Here is a 24,558-nt window from a genome sequence, read left to right on the forward strand (position 1 = left end):
CAAATGACCGCAATCTGCCGCCCACTCGCGCCACGCCTGTGCCGCCTGATCCTGATGACTGTCACGCTGTGGTTGCTGGCCGCCACCGCGGCGCGCGCCGACAACTGCGTGGCCACGATGACCGATGTCGACTTCGGTATCGTCAGCCCCATCGCGGGCAGCGATGTCACGGCCAGCGGCACGCTGAACGTGACCTGCTACTGGACCATCGGGACCAACGCACTGCTGCTGCCGGCGGCGAACGTCTGCGTCAACCTGGGCGTGGGCCCGGGCGGCGGCACGGGCGCCCCGCGCTACCTGCTCAACGGCAGCAACCGCCTGTCGTATAACCTCTACACCGACAGCTCGTACACGGCGGCCAAGATCTGGGGCAGCACCGCCAGCACCATCGGCGCCAGGCCGGTCACCGCAACACTGGCGGGCTTGCTGGGATTGGGCGGGGTGACGCGCAGCTTCACCGTGTACGGAAAAATTCCGGCGGCGAGCCTGGTGGGCGTGGCCACGGTCGGCAATGCTGATACGGTGTATGGCGCCAGCTTCGCCGGCCACGGCACCGTGCAGTACGGCTTCGGCAGCGTGCCGTGCACGGCCGGCGCCAGCGCGGCATTCTCGTTCCAGGCACGCGCCACGGCGGTCAATAATTGCCTGATCAGCACCAGCAACCTGGCCTTTGCCAGCGGCAGCCCGATCAACGACCAGCGCATCAGTGCGCCGTTGAGCGTCGCGTGCACGGCCGACAGCACCTACCAGATCGCGCTGAACGGCGGCGTGTCCGGCAATCCGGGGGCGCGCACGATGAAGAACAGCGTGACCGGCGAGACGATCGGCTACCGGATTTCATCGACACCAGACGGCGCGGCCTGGGGCGACGGCACGGCCGGCACCACGGTCTACAGCGGCATCGGCACCGGCAGCGCGCAGAACGTCATGATGTACGGGATCGTGCCAAGCCAGCGCGCCCCGACGCCGGGCGACTACCGTGACACGGTGACGGTGTTGCTGATGTTCTGATGGTGTGACGGGAGGGCGGCTTCGAGTTGGCTGATCAGTTCGCCCAGCGGCATCGGGCGGCAGAACAGGAAGCCCTGCATGCACGGTTTGCCGTGCGATGCGAGAAACTGCGCCTGCTCGCGGGTTTCGATGCCTTCGGCGACCACGCGCAGGCCGAGCTGGCCAGCCATGGCGAGAATGGACTTGACCAGCGCCGTGCCATTCACGTCGTGCGGCATGTCGCGCATGAAGCCCTTGTCGATCTTCAGTTCGTACAACGGCATTTTCTGCAGATAGGCCAGGCTCGAATAGCCGGTGCCGAAGTCGTCGATCGAGAACCGGATGCCCAGCCCGGCCAGCACATGCATCCGGGCGACGGTTGCGTCCATGTTCTCGACCAGCAGGCCTTCGGTCAGTTCGAAGATCAGCTGGGTGGCGGGCACGCCCGTCTCGGCGAGGATCGAGCGCACCACGTCGACGAAGTCGGCTTGCTGGAACTGGCGCGGGCTGACGTTGACCGACAGCGGCAGCGCGTGGCCGGCGCGCGACAGGCGCAGCCAGGACAGGCATGCCTGCCGCAGCACCCAGGTTCCCAGTTGGACGATCAGGCCGGTTTTTTCGGCGATCGGAATGAACACGTCGGGCGGTACCAGCACGCCGTCGGCACGGCGCCAGCGCAACAGCGATTCGGCGCCGATCGGCTGGCCGTCGGGGCTGACCTGCAGCTGCAGGTGCAGCGCAAACTCGTCGTTGTCGAGGGCATTGCCCAGGTCGCGTTCGAGCATCAGTGAATTTTCGGCGGCGGCCAGCATGGTCGTCTCGAACAGGGCCGCGCTATTGCGCCCCGCAGCCTTGGCATGGTACATCGCCGTATCGGCTTCGCGCAGCAGGTCCTGGGCGGTCTGCTCCAGCCGGGTCGGCAGCGAAATGCCGACGCTTCCCGACGACTGGTAGACCTGGCCATCGATGTCGATGGGCCGGCGCAGGGCGGTGCCGACGCGCTCGGCCAGCGCCACTGCAGCGGCGGTGGCCGCGCTGGCGTCGTCGCCAAGATGCTCGGCCAGCACGACGAATTCGTCGCCACCAAGGCGCGCCACGGTGTCGCGCCGGTGGACGGTATCGCGCAGGATGCCGGCCACGTGTTTCAGCAGGGCGTCCCCGGTCGCATGGCCGCGCGCATCGTTGACGCTCTTGAAGTTGTCCAGGTCGAGATACAGCACGGCCCCGATGCCTTCGCCACGCTGCGCCTTGTCGACCAGGGTGCCCAGGCGCTCCATCAGCAACCGGCGGTTCGGCAATTCGGTCAGCACGTCGTAGAACGCCAGCTTGCGGATCGATTCGGCGGACTGCCGCTTTTCGGTGATGTCGCGGCCAACGGCAACCCAGTGCGTGATCGGTCCGCCTTCGCCGGCGAACGGCACGATATCGACTTCCACCCAGCGCGGTTCGCCTGTTTTCGTGTAATTGACCAGTTGCGCCGACGCCGGTTCGTAGCGCGCCATCGCGTCCGACAGGGCCGCGACGGTGTCGGCGCAGGTTTCCGGTCCGTGCAGGGCATTCAGGCTTTGCCCGATGATTTCGTCGATGCGATAACCGCTGTGGCGCTCGAACGCGGCATTCGCGAAGATGATCGGCTGATGCGAGGTTTTTCCGGGAACGGCCTGGACGATCAGCACCATGTCGTGCAGGCCCGCCAGCGCTGCCGAGGTCAGTCGCCGTTCCTGATTGACGACGCGCAGTGTGGTGCGCTCCTGCTCGAGGGACGTGGAAACGGCGTCCGCCTTGTTCAGCGAACGCGACAAGCCCCTGAGCACGCTGCCTGCGGTCAGCGTGCCCAGCGTGCCGACACATGCATAGTTGAGCGCGAAGAGCAGCGCGCCCACGGGCGAGTCGCGCGCGAGGTCGCCCATGGTCAGCTGGCTGTAGCCGGCCAGGCCCAGAGCAATCATGGCCAGGGCGCCGGCCCCGATCGTGGCATACGCCGCGCGCTGTCCCAGCAGGATCACGGCGATGACGGGTATCGCGAGAAGGTAGCAAAGGCCGACTGCACCAACGGAGACGATTGAACCGACGGCAACGAAAAACAGCATGGCCAGGAAATTGACGACGCGGGTCATGTGCGACCAGCGGTCGAAACGCCAGATCGCCAGGATCCACGCCAGTGCGAGCGTGTCCATCAGGGCGACTTGCGGATAGCCCTGGTACGCGGCAACCAGGGCGCTGGGCACGGCCACGACCAGCGCCAGCACCAGCACTGCCGACATCAGCCTGGCGAAGGCGCGCACGCGCCACCGGAAGAGATCCCGATTGATTCTATGAGGCATCCAGGCTGTCCAAAAGTGTAGCAATCATCTTCTAATTTCCATGGGGAAACATTCTATCAGTTTGTATCGGATCACACCGTTTGATCCGTCCTTGTTGCGTGCACGCGACCATTGGCGCAGATTGCCATGCTCGCCCGTCCGGCACGGTATCTAAGCGATGAACAGAGCGAGGCTTTACGTTCTAATCGGCAATACATTTCCGATGGGAACTATTAAGCTGTCGGGAATCTTTCTCATTCCTTGTTGCCATTCTTGCCATGCCGCCTTCCACCGATCTGAACCTGCTCCGCCTGCAACATCTCGACGAGCGGCGCAGACCGCTGGTCGTGCGGTCGATCATTCTGATGGCGGGCTTCTGCCTGTTGCTGATCGGCCTGCATGGGTGGAGCTTGTGGGCGTCGCGCCAGGGTGAACTCGACCAGACGGCAATCAGCACCGAAAACATGGCGCGCGCGCTGGCCTCGCACGCCGAGCGCTCGCTGACAGTGGCCGATTCGGTACTGGCAGAAATGGTCGAGCGGGTCGAGCAGTCAGCAACACAGCCGCTGGACATACCGCGCCTGCATGCACGGATGGCGCGCATCACCCGCACCAGCGAAGAGGTGCGTGAGTTGTACATTTATGGCGCTGACGGCGCGCGTCTGGCGACCTCGCTGCCATCGGTGCTGCCGGGGAATAATATGGACCGCGAATATTTTCGTTACCACATGACCCATACCGACCTGGGGACGCGCATTGGCAAGCCGATCTTCAGCCGTTCCACCGGCATCCAGACGATTCCCGTGTCACGCAGGATCAACCGCCCCGATGGCAGTTTCGGCGGCGTCGCGATGGCTTCGCTCAATCTCGATTACTTCGGCAAGTTCTACGACAGCTTCGACGTCGGCCGCACCGGCACGATCATTCTGGCCATCGATGACGGCACATTGCTGTACCGCCGTCCGTTCAGCGCCGCGATGGTGGGGACGAGCATCCGCAACGGTCCCGTGTTCCAGGCCTATTCCAGATCCGGCCCCGTTGGCACGGCGATGATGGTGGCCAGGATCGATGGCGTCGAGCGCCTCTACAGTTACCGCCACCTGGACGGCTTTCCGCTGCTCGTGGCGACGGCCCAGGCGAAGGACGAAATCCTGGATGGCTGGTGGATGGCAGTGATCAAGATGAGCTGCGTGGTCGTGTTCGCCGTGTGCATGCTCGGCTGGGGAGGGCACCGCATGATCAGCCAGTTGCGCTTGCGCGAGGCGCTGGAGTCCGAATTGCGCGCGGCGCGCAGCGCGCTCGAGCTGCACAATGTATCGCTGCGCCACCTGGCCGATGTCGACGCCCTGACCGGGCTGGCCAACCGGCGCCGCTTCGACGAAGTGCTGGCCATCGAATACGAACGGGGCCGACGGAGCGGCCTGCCGTTTTCGCTGATCCTGCTCGATGTCGACCACTTCAAGAAGTTCAATGACTGCTATGGCCATGTCGCCGGCGACGACTGCCTGCGCCGGGTCGCGGGGGCGATTGCCTCGGGCCCACGGCGGCCGACCGACCTGACGGCGCGCTATGGCGGCGAAGAATTCGCCATCATCCTGCCGGATACCGACAGCGACGGCGCCCGCGCGGTGGCCGAGAACATCCGGTCCGCCGTGCAGGCGCTCGGCCTGGCGCACCAGGGCAGTTCGTACGGCCATGTCACGGTCAGCCTCGGGGTCCATACCTGCAACCAGGCCGATGGCACGTGCGCGGCGCCGCTGGCCTCCATCGAAGCCGCGGACCGCCTGTTGTACCAGGCGAAGATGGACGGGCGCAATCGCCTGGTTGCCGGTCCGTAGCAGCGGCCGGCAGCGTGGGGCTGGACGATCGCCTCAGATTGGCGGGACATCCGCCGGACATGGCACAACGCCAGGGCAGTAGCTCGTCTATACTGTATTGATGATGCCGACGACCAGCAGGACCCCCAACGAAGCGATTCACCGGAAGCCAGACTGTGCAATGATCAAGACAGACAATGCTGCCCAAAAAGTCATCCTGGTCGTCGAAGACCTTCCGTTCGACGCCGAATTCACGCTGCAGGCACTGGAAAAATTTGAAGGCAGATTCGACGTCGACGTCGCGCGCGACGGTTGGGATGCACTGGTCCTGATGAAGCAACGCCATTTCGACCTGATCCTGATGGACCTGAAGATGCCCCGGATGGATGGCTTCGAGACGATGATCCTGATGCGGGGCTACCAGCTGCAGCACGACGTGCCGTTGATCATCCTGAGCAATTCGGATCTCGACGCCGACCGCGAGCGTGCCCGCAAGCTCGGCGCCGTCGATTATGTCCACAAGTCGGGCGACCTGGCCCGGTTCAGGTCCGCGCTGCAGGCCACCGTCGAAAAGCATATGCGCGCCTGAGTTATTCGTGTGCGCCGCGAGCCGCGCTGTATTCAGGGCCGCTTCGACCGGCCGATGATGCTCGCTACCTTGGTGGTGATCATGTCGACCGCCGGGCCGTTTGCGCCATGGGGCAGGATCACATCGGCATTGCGCTTGGTGGGTTCAATGAACTGCTTGTGCATCGGCCGCACGGTGTCCAGGTACTGGCTGACGATGCTCTCCAATGAACGGCCACGTTCGGCAATATCGCGCTGCATGCGGCGGATGAAGCGCACGTCGGACGCCGTATCGACAAAGATCTTCAGCGACATCATGTCGCGCAAATCGGCGTCGTACAGCGCAAACAGCCCTTCGACCACGATCACGGGCGCCGGCTTGACGGGAATGGTCTTGTCCGAGCGGTTGTCGATCGTGAAATCGTACTCGGGCATCGCGATTGCCTCGCCATTACGCAGCGCCTGAACGTGCTGGATCAGCAACGGCCAGTCGAACGCGTGCGGATGATCGTAGTTCTGCTTGCGGCGCACTTCAGGGGGCAGGTCGGACTGGTCGCGGTAGTAATCGTCCTGCATCACGATCGAGACCATGTCGGCGCCGAACGACGCCAGTACCTGCTGGGAGACCGTGGACTTGCCACTGCCGCTGCCACCGGCGACCCCGATGACGAACGGCATGAAAGGAATGGAATTCATCCCTGCATGATACCGGAGAGGCGCGCAGGCCGACAGGGCGGGCCTGGCGCTGATTTGGCTCTGACCTTGCTCGATGATCAGTGAATCAGAAGTAGACGGTGACGCGGCCGGCGTCCGGGCCGGCGCTGCGCAGCGATGGCGCTGCCGGGGCGTCGAGGCGATACGGCGTGGCCGCGCTGGCGCATTGCACCTGCACGGCGGCGCCGGCATTGATCGAGCAGGTCGCCACGATCGTCAGGCGCGCTTCGAAGCTTGCCGACACCACGTGCGCATCCGCACCGACCGGCAAGGTCAGGGTGGCGGTGGCGAGCAGAGCAGCAAGGAAACGGAGGGAGCGCGACATGCTTTGTGGTCTTGGCAGACAGCCGGTAGATGATCGATGAAGACCATCATAGCCATATCGGCGGGGCCGTGTGCGAACACAGTGTGCAACGAAGCGAAGAGGGAATTTAGCGGTATTTCTGGTTTGGCGGTATTTACTTACCGGTACGACGGGATATGTTTCGCAGGCCGGCGACCACACCTGAGATAATTGCTATAAAGATAAAAAAAATTGTCGATTTTGCGGATTTTTAACGAATTAGAGAATAGTCTCTAAAAGCAACATTAGTTTCAAATAAGAAATATCAGGCCGTGTTTTCAGGCAAACTCGCCAGCAATCCGGACACTGCATCGATCAATTCGATCGGGCTGAACGGCTTGACGATGTACAGATCGGCGCCAGCGTCCATCCCGGCTGCGATATCGCTTTGCTGGCCGCAGGCCGACAAGAGCACGATCTTGACGCCGGCGTTGGCGGGATCCTGCCGCAGCCGTGCGCAGACGTCGAGCCCGCTGTCGCCGGGACCAAGCCAGATGTCGAGCATGACGACGTCGGGCCGCTCGGCCGCAAACAGGGCGAGCGCCTGTTCGGCGTTGGCCGCTTCGACGATGCGGCCCAGTGATTGCAGGCTCAGCGAGATAAGCAGGCGCAGCTCGTCCTGGTCATCGACGACAAGAATGGTGTTAGCGGGCATCGCCGTGCTCCTGCCGTGAATGCAGGCGGATGGCGCCAGCCTGGTCGAACCGCAGGGCAGGCAGGATCGGCAGGGTAGACAGGATCGGCATGGAGGCCAGGGTGGCGGTCATGGATGGGCTGGCATGAAAGGCGCGTCGGTGCGCCGAGCATAGCAGTTCAGTTGCTGATCAAGCGCGCGCCAGACCGTGTTCGACAGCGGCGCGCAATTCGCCGAACGGCACCGGCTTCGGGAACACCGGAATATCGGCCGGCAAGCCCATCGCCTTGATCGTTGCACGGTCCAGGCCGCTGACCACGATCATGCTCATGCCGGCGCTGCCACTGTCTTCGCGCAGCGTGCGGATCATGCGGAACCCGTCCATCCCCGGCATGTTCAGGTCGCTGACCAGCAGGTCGGGGCGCTCTTCGCCGATGCGGATCAGCGCCTCGAAACCGTTGTTGGCCTTGACCACGTCCAGGTCCATGCCCCAGCCGGCCATTTCGAGTTCGTACAGGCGCAGCATCAGGGGATCATCGTCCACCACGAGCACGCGGCGCGTTGATGACGCGGACGCGGCCGACGCGGCCGGTGGCGGCGCATGCGCGGCAATGGCAATGCGGCGCCCTTCGACCAGGCGGTTGACCGATTCCAGCGTGATGCGGCGATGGCCGCCAGCCGTGCGCCACGCTTGCAGCGTACCGCTCTCCACCCACAGTTGCACCGTGCGATGCGACACGCCAAGGACTGCAGCCGCCTCCTTGGTCGAGCAATAGTCAGCGGCGTTGTACGGTGCGGCCGGCTGCAGGTCGGGAGAATTTTTCATATTTACTGATGTTACGTTTTAAGTTTCCCAAAGTCAAAATAGTTAACCAGATAAATGAAGAGTTTCTTAAACCAAAAGTTGTTATCCGGTGCTGTCAGATCGGAGCATAGCGCATTGGCAAGTTCTTGGGGTGCATCAGAGTGCTGGATGCCCGTACAGTGGTTTCAAACACACGCTGGTTGTTACTTTACGTCAATTTTATTCTCTGCCTTGCGCTTGCACAAACGTAAATATGTTGTTGCGGAATGAGGCCCGACCTTCACTGTAACGGCTAAGTCCCTAATTTAAAGGAATATTTTGAATTGTCGAGTACCCCAAACATGCACCTAAGTCATTGGTTTCATTGGCAAAATTAGGAAAGCACGGTTGGGATTTCGCTTGACCGTCAACATTGCTTCCACTAAAGTGGGAAACAGTGTGAAAAAGTGTCGATTTGTGGGAAGAAATCCAGATCCCGGCGCCAGACAACAACGACCAACCGAATTCTCCAAGCTAGGCATTTACGTGTTCCAGGGCGCGTCAGCGATCAACCTCGATGCAAAAGGGCGGATGTCCATTCCAGCCAAGCATCGTGACGCCCTGACACTTCAGTGCGAAGGCCGGGTCACGCTGACCAGGCATCCTCAGGGTTGCCTGTTGTTTTTCCCGCGCCCGGTGTGGGAAGAGCATCGCAAGCAGATCGCCGCCTGGCCGATGTCGGCCCGTTCGTGGCAGCGTATTTTCCTTGGCAATGCCGTCGATGTCGAGCTTGACAGCGCCGGACGGATCCTGATCTCCCCCGAGCTGCGCGCTGCAGTCGGGCTCGAGAAGGAAGTGATGATGCTCGGTATGGGCAGCCACTTCGAAATCTGGAACGCCGCCAAACTGGCCGAGGACGAGGCCGCAGCCGTGGCTGGCGGCATGCCGGATGTACTTTCCAATTTTTCTTTCTGAGGCGCCGATGACGGATTCTTTGACGGTGCCTGATTATCAGCATCGCACGGTGCTACTTGACGAAGCAGTCGATGCGCTCGAGCTGAGCGGCGCACGTGCTTCCGGTACGTATATAGACGGGACCTTCGGTCGCGGCGGTCACAGCCGCCTGCTGCTGTCGCGCCTGGCGCCCGAGGGGCGCCTGATCGCGTTCGACAAGGACCCGCAAGCCATTGCAACCGCGGAGCAGATCAACGATCCGCGCTTCTGCATTGTTCACGACAGCTTTGCCACGATGGCCGACGCGCTTGCCGCGCGCGGCATTCATCAGGTCGACGGCATCCTGCTCGACCTGGGCATTTCGTCGCCCCAGGTCGACGACGCCAGCCGCGGCTTCAGCTTCCGCCAGGACGGTCCTCTCGACATGCGCATGGACACCACGCGCGGCATGTCGGCGGCCGAATGGGTCGCGACGGCAGAGCAAAACCATTTGGAAAAGGTGATACGCAATTATGGAGAAGAGCGGTTTGCTTTTCAGATTGCAAAGGCGATTGTTGCTCGCCGCGCAGTCGAACCAATTTCAAGCACACGACAGCTTGCCGCAATCGTGGCAAGCACGGTCAAAAGCAGGGAGAAAGGCAAGGATCCGGCAACCAGGACCTTTCAGGCTATCCGGATTTTCATCAATCAAGAGCTTGAAGACCTCGAAGCGGGGTTGACGGCTGCCTACAGCATGCTCGCGCCCGGCGCGCGCATGTCGGTGATCAGCTTTCACTCGCTGGAAGACCGCATGGTCAAACAGTTCTTCGCATCCAAAGCCAATGTCGAGCAACCGGACCGGCGCCTGCCGATCCGCGCAGTCGACCTGCCGCAGCCTTTGATGAAGCTGATCGCGAAGATCAAGCCATCGGATGCCGAAGTATCGGACAACCCGCGCTCGCGCTCGGCCGTGCTGCGCGTCGCCGAACGCCTGGGAACGCCGACATGAGCGTGAAGGTCAATGTGCTTCTTACCACGCTGCTGGTTGGCTGCGCGCTGTCGGTCGTCAATGCCCGCTACCAGGCGCGCCACTTGCTGATCGAACTCGAACGCCTGCAGCAGCATGCGCGCCAGCTCGACGTCGACTGGGACCAGCTCCAGCTCGACCAGTCGCGCCTGGCCAAGAATGATCGCATCGAGCAGATCGCCCGTTCCGAACTGAACATGGCGCCGCTCACGCCCGCCCGTACCCAATACCTGACTGAAGGCGCCCCATGACGCGCGGTGCTTCCAAATCCGGCGCACGCGTTGCTGCCTCGAAGGGCGTTGCATTCACCAAGAGTCCGGTGCTTGCGGTGCGCCTGCCCGACTGGCGTTCGCGCCTGATGCTGTTCATCCTGTTCGCGTCGTTCGCCGCGCTGGCCGTGCGCGCCGTCTGGCTGCAGGGCGTATCGAACCAGTTCCTGCAAAGCCAGGGCAAGAGCCGCTACGAGCGCACGCTCGAACTGCCGGCCACGCGTGGCCGCATCCTCGACCGCAACGGCGCCGTGCTGGCCACGTCGCTGCCGGTGCGCGCCGTGTGGGCGATCCCCGAAGATGTGCTGGCCTCGCCGCCAGAAAAAATCACGGCGCTGGCCAAGCTGCTGGGCATGCCCGAAGCCGACATCCGCAAGAAGCTCGACTCGGACCGCACCTTTGTCTACCTGAAACGCCAGGTCGAAATGCCGATCATCGCCGAAATCGAGAAGCTCAAGATCAATGGCCTCGACACGCGCAAGGAATACAAGCGCTTCTACCCGCAGGGCGAAGTCGTCACCCACCTGGTCGGTTTCACCAACGTGGAAGACAAGGGCCAGGAAGGCATGGAGCTGCAACACCAGAAAACGCTGATGGGCGTGCCTGGCAGCCGCCGCGTGATCAAGGACCGCCTGGGCCACATCGCCGAAGATCTGGGCATGTTCCGCGAACCGCACCAGGGCCGCGACCTGACGCTGTCGGTCGACAGCAAGCTGCAGTACATTGCGTTTACCAGCATCAAGAACGCCGTCGAGAAGTTCAATGCGAAGGCCGGCGCCGCCGTGGTGCTTGACGTCCATACGGGCGAAGTGCTGGCGCTGGCGAACTACCCGACCTACAACCCGAATGACCGCTCCAAGCTGACCGGCGAGCAGCTGCGCAACCGCGTCATCACCGATACGTTCGAGCCGGGTTCGACGATCAAGCCGATCACCATCGGCCTGGGCCTGGACACGGGCCGCATCACGCCAGACACGGTGTTCGACAACAACCCGGGCTGGATGACGATCACGGGCAAGCGCATTCGCGACACGCACAACTACGGCGTGCAGACGGTCAGCGGCATCATCCAGAAGTCGTCGAATATCGGCGCCGTCAAGGTGTCGCAGCGCATCCCGCCGCAGGAAATGTGGGAGATGTATACCAAGGTCGGCTACGGCCAGGCGCCGCGCTTCGGCTTCCCTGGCGCGACCGCCGGCCGCGTGCGGCCATGGAAATCGTGGCGCCCGATCGAGTACGCCAACATGGCGTTCGGCCACGGCCTGTCGGTCTCGCTGCTGCAGATGGCGCGCTCGTACATGATCTTCGCCCGCAACGGCGACATCATTCCGCTGTCATTCGTGAAGGTCAACGAAGAGCCGGTCGGCCAGCAGGTGATTTCGCCCAAGACCGCAGCGCAGGTGCGCACGATGCTCGAATCGGTGGTCGGCCCGCAAGGCACGGCGTCAAAGGCGCAGGTGGCCGGCTACCGCATCGGCGGCAAGACCGGCACGGCCGAGAAGATCGTCAACGGCCGCTACTCGCGCACCAACAATATCGGCTATTTCGCCGGCATCGGGCCGATGTCCAAGCCGCGCTTCATCATTGCCGTGATGGTCGACGATCCGAGCGGCGCCCTGCGCACCGGCGGCAGCGTGGCCGCACCGACGGCCGCCGACCTGTTTGCCAGCGCGCTGCGCGCGGCCAACGTGCCGCCTGATTCCTCCATCACGGACATCATCATTCCGGAAGTCCCATTAGAGGAGAGCATGTGATGAGCCCAGGCCTGAACGACATCCGCAGCTGGATCGCCGCCGCCGCACCGGGCGGCCGTCTCGTTTCCGACTCGCGCCGCGTGCAGCCGGGCGACGTGTTCTTTGCCTGTCCGGGCGACGCGCAGGATGGCCGCCGCTTCATCCCCGCGGCTGCCGACGCGGGCGCCGCCGCCATCGTGTATGACGATCAGGACTTCACGTGGCCCGAGACAGTCACCACGCCACACCTGGCCGTGGCGGGCCTGAGGCAACTGGCCGGCCCGATCGCGCACGCGGTGCTGGGCCAGCCGGACAGCGCGATGTTTACCGTCGCCGTCACCGGCACCAACGGCAAGACCTCGTGCGCGCTGTGGACCGCGCAAGCGCTGGCGCGCCTGGGCGAGACCGCGGGCGTGATCGGCACGCTGGGCGTGGGCGTCATCGCGCCCAAGGCAAAGACCGAAGCGCAGTTCGACGTCACCGGCTACACGACGCCGGACGCCGTGCTGCTGGCGCAGACGCTGGCGGACCTGAATGGCAAGGGCGTCACGGCGCTGGCGATCGAAGCCTCGTCCATCGGCCTGGTGCAGCAGCGCACGGCCGGGATGCATGTCGACGTGGCGATCTTCACGAACCTGACGCGCGACCACCTCGACTTCCATGGCGACATGGCCAGCTACGAGGCGGCCAAGGTCAAGCTGTTCGAGTGGCCGGGCCTGAAGCACGCGATCGTGAACCTCGACGATGCGGCCGGGCAGCGCCTGGTGGCGCATCTGCGCGCGAACTTCCCGGCACTGGCCGTGACGGGCTATACGCTGGACGCCAATGCTGCTGTGCCGGAAGGTGTGGCCGTGCTGCGCGCGAGCGGCATGCGCAGCAAGAACGCCGGTACCGAATGCCAGGTCGAGACGCCAGCGGGCAGCGCGACCATTCGCAGCCGCCTGGTGGGCAACTACAACGTGAGCAATACGCTGGCGGTGCTGGGCGCCTTGCTGGCGCGCGACGTGGCGCTCAAAAGCGCAGTGGAGGCGATCGAATCGCTGGTCCCGGCGCCAGGGCGCATGCAGCAGATGGGCGGGCAGGATGCACCGATGGTCGTGATCGACTACGCGCACACGCCGGACGCGCTGGAAAAAACCCTGGACGCGCTGCGCCAGGTAGCGGCTGATCGCGGCGGCCAGCTGTGGTGCGTGTTTGGCTGCGGTGGCGATCGCGACCCGGGCAAACGCCCGCAAATGGGCCGCATCGCGCAGGCCGCCGACCAGGTGCTCGTCACCAGCGACAACCCGCGCAGCGAAGAGCCAAGCGCCATCATCGCCCAGATCGTGGCGGGGATGGATGCCAATGCCCCAGGCTCGCGCCTGCAGACGGTGGAAGACCGCGCGTCGGCCATTCTGCTGGCCGTGAAACAGGCGGCCAAACAGGACGTGATCCTGCTGGCCGGGAAGGGCCATGAGCCTTACCAGGAAATCAAGGGACGCAAGATGCCGTTTTCGGATACGGACCACGCTTCGCTCGCATTGACGGCGCGGCTTACCATGTTGAGGACGCATTGATGCGCGGTACGCTTGCACAACTCGTGGCGGCCATTCCCGGCGCGCGCCTCGTCGGCGCGGATGTCGCCTTTGGCGGCGTGTCGACCGACAGCCGCAAGGTCGATGCCGGCGCGCTGTTTGTCGCGCTGCGCGGCGAGTCGTTCGACGCCCACGATTTCCTCGATCAGGTCGCCGCGCGCGACGTGGCCGCTGTCGTGGTGTCGACGCTGCCGGACGGCTGGACGCTGCCGGCGATCGTCGTGCCCGACACGCTGGTTGCGCTGGGCCGCATCGCGCATGCCTGGCGCTCCGGGTTCGACCTGCCCGTCATCGGCGTCACCGGCAGCAACGGCAAGACGACGGTCAAGGAAATGATCGCGGCTATCCTGGCGGCGGCAGTGGGCGAGGACGCGCGCCTGGCCACGCAGGGTAATCTGAACAACGAAATCGGCGTGCCACTCACGCTGTTCCGCCTGACGGCCTCCCATCGCGCCGCGGTGGTGGAACTGGGCATGAACCATCCGGGCGAGATCGCCCGCCTGGCAGCCATCGCCGCGCCGACGGTCGCGCTGGTGAACAATGCGCAGCGCGAGCACCAGGAATTCATGCATACCGTGGAAGCGGTGGCGCGCGAGAATGGCGCCGTGCTGCAAGCGCTGGCGCCAAACGGCGTGGCCGTATTCCCGGGCGACGACCAGTACACCGATTTGTGGCGCGGCCTGGCTGCCTGCGACGTCATCACGTTTGGCCTTTCTGACACCTGCGACGTGCGCGCCGACTACACGAGCAACGGCTTTGGCAGCGACCTGCAGGTGAGCGCGCGCGGCGCGCAATTCACCATCAAGCTGGCCGCGGCCGGCGAACACAATGTGCGCAACGCGCTGGCCGCGATCGCCTGCGCCGTCGGCGCCGGTGTCAAACCGGACGCCATCGTGCGCGGCCTCGAAGCCTTCGCGCCAGTCGGCGGACGTCTGCAGCGCAAGCAGGCCGCGGGCGGCGCGACCGTCATTGACGATACCTACAACGCCAATCCGGATTCGATGCGCGCGGCGATCGACGTGCTGGCCGCGTATCCCGCACCGCGCATCCTGGTGGTGGGCGACATGGGCGAAGTCGGCGCGCAGGGAAAAGAATTTCACGAAGAAATCGGGGCTTACGCACACACGCGTGGCATCGACACCGTGCTCGCGACGGGCGAGCTGGCGCGCCATCTGGCCGCGTCGGGAGCACAGCATTACGAGCAGTTCGACGAGTTATTGGCAGCACTGGATAAAAAACTGGGCAGCAATACGGACGCGACTGTGCTGGTGAAGGGCTCGCGTTTCATGAAGATGGAACGCGTGGTCCAGCACCTGACCGGATCAACCCCCCTTGGCAAGGACGCCCACTAATATGCTTCTCTGGCTCGCACAATACTTCCAGGACTACATCGGTCCGCTGCGCGTGTTTAACTACCTCACGTTCCGCGCGGTGTTCGCCACCATCACGGCCATCACCATTGGCCTGGTGGCCGGCCCAATCGTCATCCGCAAACTGACCGAACTGAAAGTCGGGCAGGCCGTGCGTACCTATGGTCCGCAAAGCCACCTGACCAAGCACGGCACCCCGACGATGGGCGGCGTGCTGGTCCTGATCGCGATCGGCATCTCGACGCTGCTGTGGTGCGACCTGTCGAACCGGCTGATCTGGCCGGTGCTGGTCGTGACGATGGGCTTCGGCGCCGTCGGCTGGGTCGACGACTACCGCAAGGTGGTCTACAAGGACCCGGAAGGCATGCGTTCGCGCGAAAAATACTTCTGGATGTCGCTCATAGGTATCGCATCTGCTCTTTATCTGGCGTTCTCGGTCTCGGCCGCCAACCCGTGGGAAGTCGCGCAGCTGTTCTACGCCTGGGTGCAGTCGGGCTTCTCGATGAGCCTGCCGCCGAAGGCCGACCTGATCGTCCCGTTCTTCAAGACCATCAGCTATCCGCTGGGCGTCTGGGGCTTCATCGCGCTGACCTATTGCGTGATCGTGGGCGCGTCCAATGCCGTGAACTTCACCGACGGCCTCGATGGCCTGGCGATCATGCCGACCGTGATGGTCGGCGCGGCCCTGGGCCTGTTCGCGTATCTGACCGGCAGCGTGACGTTCTCGAAGTACCTGTTGATCCCGTACATCCCGGGCGCCGGCGAACTGCTGATCTTCTGCGGCGCAATGGCCGGCGCGGGCCTGGCCTTCCTGTGGTTCAACGCGCACCCGGCCCAGATGTTCATGGGCGACGTCGGCGCGCTGGCCCTCGGCGGCGCGCTCGGCACGATCGCCGTCATCGTGCGCCAGGAAATCGTCCTGTTCATCATGGGCGGCGTGTTCGTGGCCGAAACGCTGTCCGTGATCATCCAGGTGACCTGGTTCAAGTACACGAAGAAGCGCTATGGCACCGGCCGCCGCGTGTTTTTGATGGCGCCGCTGCACCACCACTTTGAACAAAAGGGCTGGAACGAAACCAAGGTCGTGGTCCGCTTCTGGATCGTGACCATTGTGCTGATCCTGGTCGGTCTCTCTACACTGAAACTTCGTTGATGAACTACGACGGCAAACTCGCACTGGTACTGGGCCTCGGTGAATCCGGGCTCGCGATGGCGCACTGGCTGGCGCGGGGCGGCGCACGCGTGCGCGTGGCCGATACGCGCGCTGAACCGCAACGCCTGCCGGCGCTGCGCGCGGCCGCGCCGGATGCGCAGTTCGTCGCCGGTGAATTTGGCGCCGACCTGCTCGAGGGCGTCGACTTCGTCGCCGTCAGCCCGGGCCTTGCACCGGATCGCGAACTGGCCGCCATCATGCCGGCCGCTGCTACGCGCGATATCCCCGTCTGGGGCGAGATCGAACTCTTCGCCCAGGCGCTGGCGCACCTGCGCGAGACCAACGGCTATGTGCCGAAGGTCATCGCGATCACGGGCACCAACGGCAAGACGACGGTGACGAGCCTGACTGGCCTGCTGTGCCGCCGCGCGGGTTTGACCACGCGGGTGGCCGGCAATATCAGCCCGGCCGCGCTGGACGTGCTGCGCGAGTCGATCGATGCGAACGAATTGCCACAAGCCTGGGTGCTCGAGTTGTCCAGCTTCCAGTTGCATACAACGTTCAGTCTCAAGGCTGACGCCGCCACGGTGCTGAACCTGACCCAGGATCACCTTGACTGGCACGGCACGATGGATGCCTACGCAGCCGACAAGGCCCGCATCTTTGGCCCGGACACCGTGCGCGTCCTGAATCGCGACGATGCGCGCGTGATGCGCATGGCGGTCGATGCGCCGCTGTTCACCTTTGGGACCGATGAACCGGTCGACGCCGACAGCTTCGGCCTGATCGACGAACGCGGCGTGCTGTGGCTGGCCAATTCCGTGGCGGGTGAGGCGAGCGACAAGAAGCTCAAACGCGGCGAAACCCGCGAAAAAGTCGACGCCATCGTGGGCCGCCTGATGCCGGCCGATGCCCTGAAGATTCGCGGCCTGCACAATGCCGCCAACGCGCTGGCCGCGCTGGCGCTGTGCCGCGCCTGCGGCCTGCCGCTCGCGCCGCTGCTGCACGGCTTGCGCGAGTATGCGGGCGAACCGCACCGCGTCGAACTGGTGGCCACGATCGACCGCGTTGACTATTACGACGACAGCAAGGGCACCAATGTGGGCGCCACCGTCGCTGCGCTGCAGGGCCTGGGCAAGGCCTTCGCCGGCGCCGGCCAGCAGATCCTGTTGATCGCCGGTGGCGACGGCAAGGGGCAGGACTTTTCGCCGCTGGCCCAGCCGGTGGCGGCGTATGCCCGCGCCGTGCTGCTGATCGGCCGCGATGCGCCCGCCGTGCGCGCCGCGATCGACGCGACCGGCGTGCCGGCGTTCGACCTCGACGACTTGCCGCAGGCAGTGCGCCGCGCGGCCGGTCTGGCGCGTGCCGGTGACGCGGTACTGCTTTCCCCTGCGTGCGCCAGCCTGGACATGTTCACCAATTACGCGCACCGCGCGCAGGTGTTCGTCGAGACCGTGCGCGACATCGCACTCGATAAAGGGCAGGAGATCTGATGGCCTTCCAGCTGCCCTTCAAGTTTTCCGGCAATGCTGTCGACGCCACCGTCGACGGGCGCAGCCGGCCGTCGAAAATGATGGATTACGACCAGCCGCTGGTCTGGGTCACGCTGCTCCTGATGCTGTTCGGGATGGTGATGGTGTACTCGGCGTCGATTGCGCTGCCCGATTCGCCGAAATTCCGCTATCTGCAAGACCGCAACGAATACTTCCTGTACCGCCAGGCGGTCTACATCCTCGTTTCGATGGTGGCTGCCGCGGTCGTGTTCCGCGTGCCGATCGCGGTCTGGCAGCGGCATGCGCCGATGATCTTCATCGGCACGCTGGTGCTGCTGGTGCTGGTGCTGATTCCGGGCCTGGGTGTGTCGGTCAACGGCGCGCGCCGCTGGCTCTCGCTCAAGGTGTTCATGGTGCAGCCATCCGAGATCATGAAGATCGCCGTGGTGCTGTACGCGGCCGACTTCACGGTGAGGAAGCAAGAGTACATGCACAAGCTGACCAAGGGCTTCGTGCCGATGGTCGTGGCCATTGGCCTCGTGGGCGGCCTGTTGCTGATGGAGCCGGATCTGGGCGCGTTTGGCGTGATCGTCTGCATCGCGATGGGCATCCTGTTCCTGGGCGGGATCAACATTATCTGGTTCGGCGGCATCGGCGCGCTGCTGGTCGTGATCTTCAGCGCGATCATCGCGCTCTCGCCATTCCGCCGGGCGCGCATGTTCGCCTACCTGAATCCGTGGGAAGAGGGCAATGCACTGGACAAGGCATACCAGCTGACGCACTCGCTGATCGCGTTCGGGCGCGGCGAGATCTTTGGCGTGGGCCTGGGTGGCTCGGTCGAGAAACTGTTCTACCTGCCCGAAGCGCATACCGACTTCATCATGGCCGTCATCGGCGAAGAACTGGGCCTGGTCGGCGTGCTGGTCGTGGTGGCGATGTTCTACTGGCTCGTCAAGCGCGCCTTCGACATCGGCCGCCAGGCGATCGCGCTCGAACAGGTGTTCGCGGGCCTGGCCGCCAAAGGCATCGGCATCTGGATCGGCGTGCAGACCTTCATCAATATGGGCGTGAACCTGGGCCTGTTGCCCACCAAGGGCCTGACCTTGCCGCTGATGAGCTTTGGCGGTTCGGGCGTGCTGTTCAACTGCGTCGGTCTGGCGATCCTGCTGCGCATCGATTATGAAAATCGCGTGCGCATGCGCGGAGGCCGCACATGACCAAAAAGCTGATGATCATGGCCGCCGGCACCGGTGGCCACATCTTCCCCGGCATCGCGATCGCGCAGACGATGCGCGCGCGCGGCTGGGAAGTGAGCTGGCTGGGCACCGCCCACGGCATGGAAACCGATCTGGTGCCGAAGGCCGGCATCGACATGGACACGATCGACTTCGCCGGCCTGCGCGGCAAGGGCCTGGCGCACACGCTCAAGGGCGCGCTCAAGATGGCAGCCGCCTTTGCGACCTGCCGGCGCTACCTGGCCGTGCGCCGGCCCGACGTGGTGCTGGGCATGGGCGGTTACGTGACGGTGCCGGGCGGCATGATGGCACGCGCCGCCGGCATCCCGCTGGCCCTGATCAATGCCGATGCCGCGCTGCTGCTGTCGAACAAGACGCTCACGCCGCTGGCGCAGCGCGTGCTGTTCGGCTTCCCGGCCGATTTCGGCAAGGCGGCCGGCAAGGCCGTCGTCACCGGCAATCCGGTGCGCCAGCAGATCCTCGATCTGCCCACGCCCGCCGAACGCTTCGCCGGTCGCACGGGCGTGCTGCGCGTGCTGGTCGTCGGCGGCAGCCTGGGCGCCAAGGTGCTCAACGATGGCGTGCCGGCGGCGCTGAGCCTGATCGACCCGGCGGCAAGGCCAATCGTCACGCACCAGTCGGGCAAGAAGAATATCGATGCGCTGCGCGCCGCGTATGCGCAGGCAGGCGTGCAGGCCAATGTGGTCGACTTCATCGACAATATGGCGGCGGCGTATGCCGACGCCGATCTGGTGATCTGCCGCGCCGGCGCGATCACGGTGTCCGAACTGACGGCGGCCGGCGTGGCCAGCGTGCTGGTGCCGTTCGTGGCCAGCACCACCAGCCACCAGCGCGACAACGCGATCTGGATGGACGGGCAAGGCGCGGCCGTGCACCTGCCGCAGGGCGAACTGAATCCACAGCGGCTGCAAAGTCTGCTGCAAACGACGCGCGAGCAGTGCCTGGCCATGGCGCAGGCGGCAGCACGCGTCGGCCAGCGCGACGCCAATGAGGCGATCGCGCGCGAACTCGAACAACTGGCAGCAAGGGTCAAAGCAGCATGAAACACAAGATCAAGAACATCCACTTCGTGGGCATCGGCGGCAGCGGCATGAGCGGCATCGCCGAAGTGCTGCTCAATCTCGGCTATCAGGTGTCGGGCTCGGACCTGGGCAGCAATGCCGCCAGCCAGCGCCTGGCCGATCTGGGCGCCAGGGTGTACCTGGGCCACCACGAAGACCACGTCACGGGCGCCGACGTCGTCGTGACCTCGACCGCCGTCAACGAAGCCAACCCGGAAGTGGTGGCCGCCCGTACCAACAAGGTGCCAGTGGTGCCGCGCGCGATCATGCTGGGCGAATTGATGCGCTTAAAGCGCGGCATCGCGATTGCGGGCACGCACGGCAAGACGACGACCACCAGCCTGGTCGCATCGGTGCTGGCGCAGGGCGGACTCGATCCGACCTTCGTCATCGGTGGCCGCCTGACCGCCGCCGGCGCCAATGCAGCGCTGGGCAGCGGTGACTACATCGTGGCCGAAGCCGATGAATCGGACGCGTCGTTCCTGAACCTGTCGCCGATGATCGAGGTGATCACGAACATCGACGCCGATCACATGGAAACCTACGAGCACGACTTCGAGAAGCTCAAGAGCGCATTTGTCAATTTCACGCACCGCCTGCCGTTCTACGGCCGCGTCATGCTGTGCATCGACGACAAGCACGTGCGCGAGATCCTGCCGCAGGTGACCAAGCCGGTCACCACCTACGGTTTTTCGGAAGAAGCCGAAGTGCGCGCCTTTGATGCCTACGCCGATGGCACGCACATGCACTTCACCGTGCGCCAGGAAGGCTATGCCGACACCAAGTTCGTGCTGAACCAGCCCGGCATGCACAATGTGCTCAATGCCTGCTCGGCGATTGCGATTGCGCGCGAAATCGGCATCGACGACGCAGCCACCGCGCAGGGCCTGCTGGAATTTCGCGGCGTGGGCCGCCGCTTCACGCGCTACGGCGACGTGGCGTTGGCATCCGGCGGCAGCTTCACGCTGGTCGACGACTTCGGCCACCACCCGGTGGAAACCGAAGTCACGCTGGCCGCTGCGCGCGCCGCCTACCCGGGCCGGCGCCTCGTGCTGGCCTTCCAGCCGCACCGCTACAGCCGCACGCGTGACCTGTTCGAAGACTTCGTCAAGGTGCTGGCCACGCCGGACGTGCTGCTGCTGGCCGATGTGTACCCGGCCGGCGAAGCGCCGATCGTGGCCGCCGATGGCCGCGCGCTGGCGCGTGCACTGCGCACCTCGGGCAAGCTCGAGCCGATCTTCGTCGAGTCCATTGCCGAGATGCGCGACGCGATCCTGAACGTGGCGCGCGACGGCGACGTCGTGCTGACGATGGGCGCCGGCTCGATCAGCGGCATCCCGCAACAACTGACCAACGCGAAAGGCTAAGCATGACGACGACCATTCAACTTCTCGATGCCACCGTCTTCGGCAAGGTCGGCGTCCTGTTCGGCGGCCGCTCGGCCGAGCGCGAAATCTCGCTCATTTCCGGCAACGGCGTGCTGCAGGCGCTGAAAAGCCGCGGCATCGATGCGCACCCGTTCGATCCGGGCACGCACAGCCTGGCCGACCTGGCTGCGCAGGGCTTTGACCGCGTGTTCATCGCGCTGCACGGCCGCTACGGCGAAGACGGCAGCCTGCAGGGCGCGCTCGAACAGCTGGGCATTCCGTACACCGGCAGCGGCGTGATGGCCTCGAGCGTCGGCATGGACAAGATCACCACCAAGAAGCTGTGGCTGATGGAAGGCGTGCCAACGCCGAAGTACGCGACGGTCGACGCCGACACCGATCTGGATGCGCTGGTGGCCGAACTGGGCCTGCCGCTGATCGTCAAGCCGCCGCTCGAAGGCTCGAGCATCGGCATTACCAAGGTCACCGACCGCAATCAGCTGGCGGACGCGATCGCGCTCGTGGCCAGCATGGACGATGCGGTGCTGATCGAGCAGTTCGTGACCGGCCGCGAATTCACGGTCGCCGTACTGGGGCAGGGCGCCGCTGCCCGCGCGCTGCCGATCGTCGAGATCGTCGCGCCCGAAGGCAAGTACGACTACCAGAACAAGTACTTCACCGACGACACCAAGTACCACTGCCCGGCGGCGTTGCCGGAAGAACTGACGCAGGAGATCCAGCGTCACGCGGTGAATGCCTACCGGGCGCTCGGCTGCGAAGGCTGGGGGCGCGTCGACGTGCTGGTGCGCGAGAGCGATATGCGCCCGTTCCTGCTCGAGGTGAACACGTCCCCGGGCATGACGACGCACTCGCTGGTGCCGATGGCGGCGCGCGCGGTGGGCATCGGCTACGAGGATCTGTGCGTCGAGATCCTGCGTTCGGCCCGGCTCAAGATGGGCAACCGGGGTGCGCAACCCGACGTGAAGGACTGAGCGCAATGTGGCATGACGTCCGCTCCCTCAATGCAACCGCCAGCTTCCTGACGGCGCTGACGGTGCTCGCCGCGCTGGTGACCGGCGTCTGGTGGCTGTCGCAGCGCCCGATGTTCGCACTGGGCTCGGTGACGGTGGAGAGCATGTACGGGATCGACCTGAAACACGTGAACGAACTGACCGTGCGCAACGGCGTGGTCGGTAAAATTCGCGGCAACTTCTTTACCGCCGACCTGGAGCAGGTGCGCGCGACGTTCGAGACCGTGCCCTGGGTACGCCGCGCCACGGTGCGCCGCGAATGGCCCAACGCGCTGGTGGTCGAGGTCGAGGAACACGAGGCGCTCGGCACCTGGGGCGACGAAGGCCGCCTGCTGTCGGTCAAGGGCGACGTGTTTACGGCCAATATCGCCGAAGCCGACGATGAACAGACGCTGCCGGAGTTCGATGGACCGGTGGGCAGCGAGAAGGATGTGCTGGCGCGCTTTAACGAATTGCGCACGGCGTTTGCCAAGGTGGCGCTGGTGCCGCACGCGTTGTCGCTATCGAATCGCTATGCATGGACCGTGAAGCTGGATAATGGCATGAGCGTCGAACTGGGACGCGAACAGGATCGCAACACGTTGAACAAGCGCGTCGCGCGCCTGGTCGGCGTGTACCCGCAGCTGGTGGCCCGGCTGCAGGAGGGCCGTATCGATACGATCGATATGCGCTATCCGAATGGACTGGCCTTGTCGTCGGCGGCGCTGAACGTGCCGCTGGATGCGACCAAGCCGGTCAAGGCAGCCAAGAAGCCCAAAGCCGCACCGAATACAAAAACCAATACAACAACCAAGCAAATCTGAGCAGGCTACAGCAATGACAAAAGACGCGAAAAACCTGATCGTCGGTCTCGACATCGGCACCTCCAAGGTGGTGGCCGTGGTCGCCGAAGTGATGTCCGACGGACGCCACGAGGTGATCGGGCTGGGTCAGCACGAGTCCAGGGGATTGAAGAAAGGCGTGGTCGTCAACATCGAGGCCACCGTCGAATCGATCCAGCGCGCGCTGGAAGAGGCCGAGCTGATGGCGGATTGCAAGATCCGCAACGTCTACGCCGGCATCGCCGGCAGCCATATCCGCTCGTTCAATTCGAGCGGGATGGTGGCGATCAAGGAGAAGGAAGTCACGGCGACCGACGTGGCGCGCGTGATCGAGACGGCCAAGGCGGTGAATATCCCGACCGACCAGCAATTGCTGCACACGGTGCCGCAGGAATTCATCGTCGACAACCAGGAAGACGTGCGCGAGCCGATCGGAATGAGCGGCATCCGCCTCGAAGTGCGGGTGCACATTGTCACCGGTGCGGTCTCCGCAGTACAAAACATTGTAAAGTGCGTGCGCCGCTGCGGTCTCGAGGTCTCGGACCTGATCCTGCAGCCGATGGCGTCCGCCGACGCGGTGCTGACGGTCGACGAGAAAGAACTGGGCGTGGTGCTGATCGACATCGGCGGGGGCACCACCGACATCGCGGTGTTCTCGGACGGCGCGATCCGCCACACGGCCGTGATCCCGATCGCGGGCGACCAGATCACCAGCGACATCGCGATGGCACTGCGCACGCCGACCGGCGAAGCCGAAGATATCAAGATCCGCTACGGCGTGGCCAAGCAGGTGCTGGCCGACCCGGGCGAGACACTCGAAGTGCCAGGTCTCGGTGACCGCGGCCCGCGCGCGCTGTCGCGCCAGGCTTTGGCGGCCGTGATCGAGCCCCGGGTGGAGGAGCTGTTCGCGATGGTGCACCAGGCCGTGCGCGAATCGGGCTACGAAGGCGTGCTGTCGTCCGGCATCGTCCTGACTGGCGGCAGCGCGATCATGCCCGGCATGATCGAAATGGCGGAAGACATCTTCCTCAAACCGGCACGCCTCGGCACGCCGGACTACCGCGGGCAATTGGCCGATGTGGTGCGCAGCCCCCGCTACGCCACCGTGCTTGGCTTGCTGCTCGAAGCAAAGAAACAGTACCTGCGCGGGCACATCGTCACGCGCCAGGATGGTTCGGTGAAGGCAGTCTGGCAGCGCATGAAGGAGTGGATCGCGGGGAACTTCTGACGCACATGCAATCGCACTAGCACTTGGTAACAAATTAGGTAGCGAAATTTCATCACGAATTACAGTTTTTTACATACAATCGCAGATACC

General features: G+C 64.4%; 23 protein-coding genes. 17 read left to right on the plus strand and 6 right to left on the minus strand.

The genetic code is table 11. The features are described from left to right. Nucleotides 1–3: 3 nt before the first annotated feature. On the plus strand, nt 4–1,011 hold the full coding sequence (locus AC56LV_RS19320; protein ID WP_499560037.1) for a Csu type fimbrial protein: 1,008 nt from the start codon (nt 4–6) through the stop codon (nt 1,009–1,011). Here the strand turns inward: AC56LV_RS19320 and AC56LV_RS19325 are convergent. Further along, nucleotides 975–3,314 (minus strand): putative bifunctional diguanylate cyclase/phosphodiesterase, encoded by a 2,340-nt coding sequence (locus AC56LV_RS19325; protein ID WP_499560038.1) that lies wholly within the window; start codon nt 3,312–3,314, stop codon nt 975–977. The genes AC56LV_RS19320 and AC56LV_RS19325 overlap by 37 nt on opposite strands. A gap of 257 nt (nt 3,315–3,571) precedes the next feature. On the opposite strand from AC56LV_RS19325, the gene AC56LV_RS19330 reads away from it, so the two are divergent. Both AC56LV_RS19330 and AC56LV_RS19335 read left to right on the plus strand, forming a co-directional pair. Further along, nucleotides 3,572–5,131, plus strand: a complete 1,560-nt coding sequence (locus tag AC56LV_RS19330) for a diguanylate cyclase (protein ID WP_499560039.1) — start codon at nt 3,572–3,574, stop codon at nt 5,129–5,131. A gap of 160 nt (nt 5,132–5,291) precedes the next feature. Further along, nucleotides 5,292–5,699, plus strand: a complete 408-nt coding sequence (locus AC56LV_RS19335; RefSeq protein WP_499560040.1) for a response regulator — start codon at nt 5,292–5,294, stop codon at nt 5,697–5,699. A 32-nt stretch (nt 5,700–5,731) separates the two neighbouring features. Here the strand turns inward: AC56LV_RS19335 and udk are convergent, their stop codons facing one another. The 5 genes from udk to AC56LV_RS19360 form a co-directional block, all read right to left on the minus strand. Then, a complete protein-coding gene (gene udk / locus AC56LV_RS19340) occupies nt 5,732–6,373 on the minus strand; it encodes a uridine kinase (protein WP_499501002.1) in 642 nt (213 codons plus the stop codon). Nucleotides 6,374–6,458: 85 nt separating this feature from the next. Continuing rightward, the gene (locus tag AC56LV_RS19345; protein ID WP_499560041.1) at nt 6,459–6,716 is read right to left on the minus strand and encodes a hypothetical protein; all 258 of its coding nucleotides are present in this window, start codon (nt 6,714–6,716) and stop codon (nt 6,459–6,461) included. Between the two features lie 283 nt (nt 6,717–6,999). Then, the gene (locus AC56LV_RS19350) at nt 7,000–7,389 is read right to left on the minus strand and encodes a response regulator transcription factor (RefSeq protein ID WP_499560042.1); all 390 of its coding nucleotides are present in this window, start codon (nt 7,387–7,389) and stop codon (nt 7,000–7,002) included. Further along, nucleotides 7,379–7,501, minus strand: coding sequence for a hypothetical protein (locus tag AC56LV_RS19355; RefSeq protein ID WP_499560043.1), 123 nt, complete (start codon nt 7,499–7,501; stop codon nt 7,379–7,381). Before AC56LV_RS19355 ends, AC56LV_RS19350 begins: the two co-directional genes overlap by 11 nt. 57 nt (nt 7,502–7,558) lie before the next feature. Beyond that, complete coding sequence (locus AC56LV_RS19360) at nt 7,559–8,194, minus strand: response regulator (RefSeq protein WP_499560044.1); 636 nt, start codon at nt 8,192–8,194, stop codon at nt 7,559–7,561. 504 nt (nt 8,195–8,698) lie between these two features. Here AC56LV_RS19360 and mraZ point away from each other — a divergent pair. Genes mraZ through ftsA form a run of 14 tightly spaced genes read left to right on the plus strand, consistent with a single transcriptional unit; the run spans nt 8,699 to nt 24,468 of the window. Beyond that, the gene (mraZ, locus tag AC56LV_RS19365; RefSeq protein WP_499560225.1) at nt 8,699–9,127 is read left to right on the plus strand and encodes a division/cell wall cluster transcriptional repressor MraZ; all 429 of its coding nucleotides are present in this window, start codon (nt 8,699–8,701) and stop codon (nt 9,125–9,127) included. A 7-nt stretch (nt 9,128–9,134) separates the two neighbouring features. Continuing rightward, nucleotides 9,135–10,094: a 16S rRNA (cytosine(1402)-N(4))-methyltransferase RsmH gene (rsmH, locus tag AC56LV_RS19370; protein ID WP_499560045.1), complete on the plus strand. Its 960-nt coding sequence runs from the start codon at nt 9,135–9,137 to the stop codon at nt 10,092–10,094. Next, nucleotides 10,091–10,363 carry a cell division protein FtsL gene (gene ftsL, locus AC56LV_RS19375; protein WP_499501007.1) on the plus strand — a complete coding sequence of 91 codons (273 nt, stop codon included), beginning with the start codon at nt 10,091–10,093 and terminating at the stop codon, nt 10,361–10,363. The genes rsmH and ftsL overlap by 4 nt, the downstream gene beginning before the upstream one ends. Beyond that, nucleotides 10,360–12,135, plus strand: a complete 1,776-nt coding sequence (locus AC56LV_RS19380) for a peptidoglycan D,D-transpeptidase FtsI family protein (RefSeq protein ID WP_499501008.1) — start codon at nt 10,360–10,362, stop codon at nt 12,133–12,135. The genes ftsL and AC56LV_RS19380 overlap by 4 nt, the downstream gene beginning before the upstream one ends. Beyond that, on the plus strand, nt 12,135–13,670 hold the full coding sequence (locus AC56LV_RS19385) for a UDP-N-acetylmuramoyl-L-alanyl-D-glutamate--2,6-diaminopimelate ligase (protein WP_499560046.1): 1,536 nt from the start codon (nt 12,135–12,137) through the stop codon (nt 13,668–13,670). The genes AC56LV_RS19380 and AC56LV_RS19385 overlap by 1 nt, the downstream gene beginning before the upstream one ends. Continuing rightward, nucleotides 13,670–15,040: a UDP-N-acetylmuramoyl-tripeptide--D-alanyl-D-alanine ligase gene (locus tag AC56LV_RS19390; protein ID WP_499560047.1), complete on the plus strand. Its 1,371-nt coding sequence runs from the start codon at nt 13,670–13,672 to the stop codon at nt 15,038–15,040. Before AC56LV_RS19385 ends, AC56LV_RS19390 begins: the two co-directional genes overlap by 1 nt. A gap of 1 nt (nt 15,041) precedes the next feature. Continuing rightward, nucleotides 15,042–16,211 carry a phospho-N-acetylmuramoyl-pentapeptide-transferase gene (gene mraY / locus AC56LV_RS19395; protein WP_499560048.1) on the plus strand — a complete coding sequence of 390 codons (1,170 nt, stop codon included), beginning with the start codon at nt 15,042–15,044 and terminating at the stop codon, nt 16,209–16,211. Beyond that, a complete protein-coding gene (gene murD / locus AC56LV_RS19400; RefSeq protein ID WP_499560049.1) occupies nt 16,211–17,704 on the plus strand; it encodes a UDP-N-acetylmuramoyl-L-alanine--D-glutamate ligase in 1,494 nt (497 codons plus the stop codon). Before mraY ends, murD begins: the two co-directional genes overlap by 1 nt. Beyond that, nucleotides 17,704–18,921: a putative lipid II flippase FtsW gene (gene ftsW / locus AC56LV_RS19405; protein WP_183557212.1), complete on the plus strand. Its 1,218-nt coding sequence runs from the start codon at nt 17,704–17,706 to the stop codon at nt 18,919–18,921. Before murD ends, ftsW begins: the two co-directional genes overlap by 1 nt. Continuing rightward, nucleotides 18,918–20,003, plus strand: coding sequence for an undecaprenyldiphospho-muramoylpentapeptide beta-N-acetylglucosaminyltransferase (gene murG / locus AC56LV_RS19410; protein WP_499560050.1), 1,086 nt, complete (start codon nt 18,918–18,920; stop codon nt 20,001–20,003). Before ftsW ends, murG begins: the two co-directional genes overlap by 4 nt. Next, entirely contained in the window at nt 20,000–21,388 is a 1,389-nt protein-coding gene (gene murC / locus AC56LV_RS19415) for a UDP-N-acetylmuramate--L-alanine ligase (RefSeq protein ID WP_499560051.1), read from the plus strand. Before murG ends, murC begins: the two co-directional genes overlap by 4 nt. 2 nt (nt 21,389–21,390) lie before the next feature. Beyond that, nucleotides 21,391–22,380 carry a D-alanine--D-alanine ligase gene (locus AC56LV_RS19420; protein ID WP_499560052.1) on the plus strand — a complete coding sequence of 330 codons (990 nt, stop codon included), beginning with the start codon at nt 21,391–21,393 and terminating at the stop codon, nt 22,378–22,380. A 5-nt stretch (nt 22,381–22,385) separates the two neighbouring features. Further along, nucleotides 22,386–23,222, plus strand: a complete 837-nt coding sequence (locus AC56LV_RS19425) for a cell division protein FtsQ/DivIB (RefSeq protein ID WP_183557221.1) — start codon at nt 22,386–22,388, stop codon at nt 23,220–23,222. Between the two features lie 13 nt (nt 23,223–23,235). Next, the gene (ftsA, locus tag AC56LV_RS19430) at nt 23,236–24,468 is read left to right on the plus strand and encodes a cell division protein FtsA (RefSeq protein WP_183557224.1); all 1,233 of its coding nucleotides are present in this window, start codon (nt 23,236–23,238) and stop codon (nt 24,466–24,468) included. The last annotated feature ends 90 nt before the right edge of the window (nt 24,469–24,558 follow it).

It is taken from the genome of Telluria sp. RB2R28, assembly GCF_059685835.1.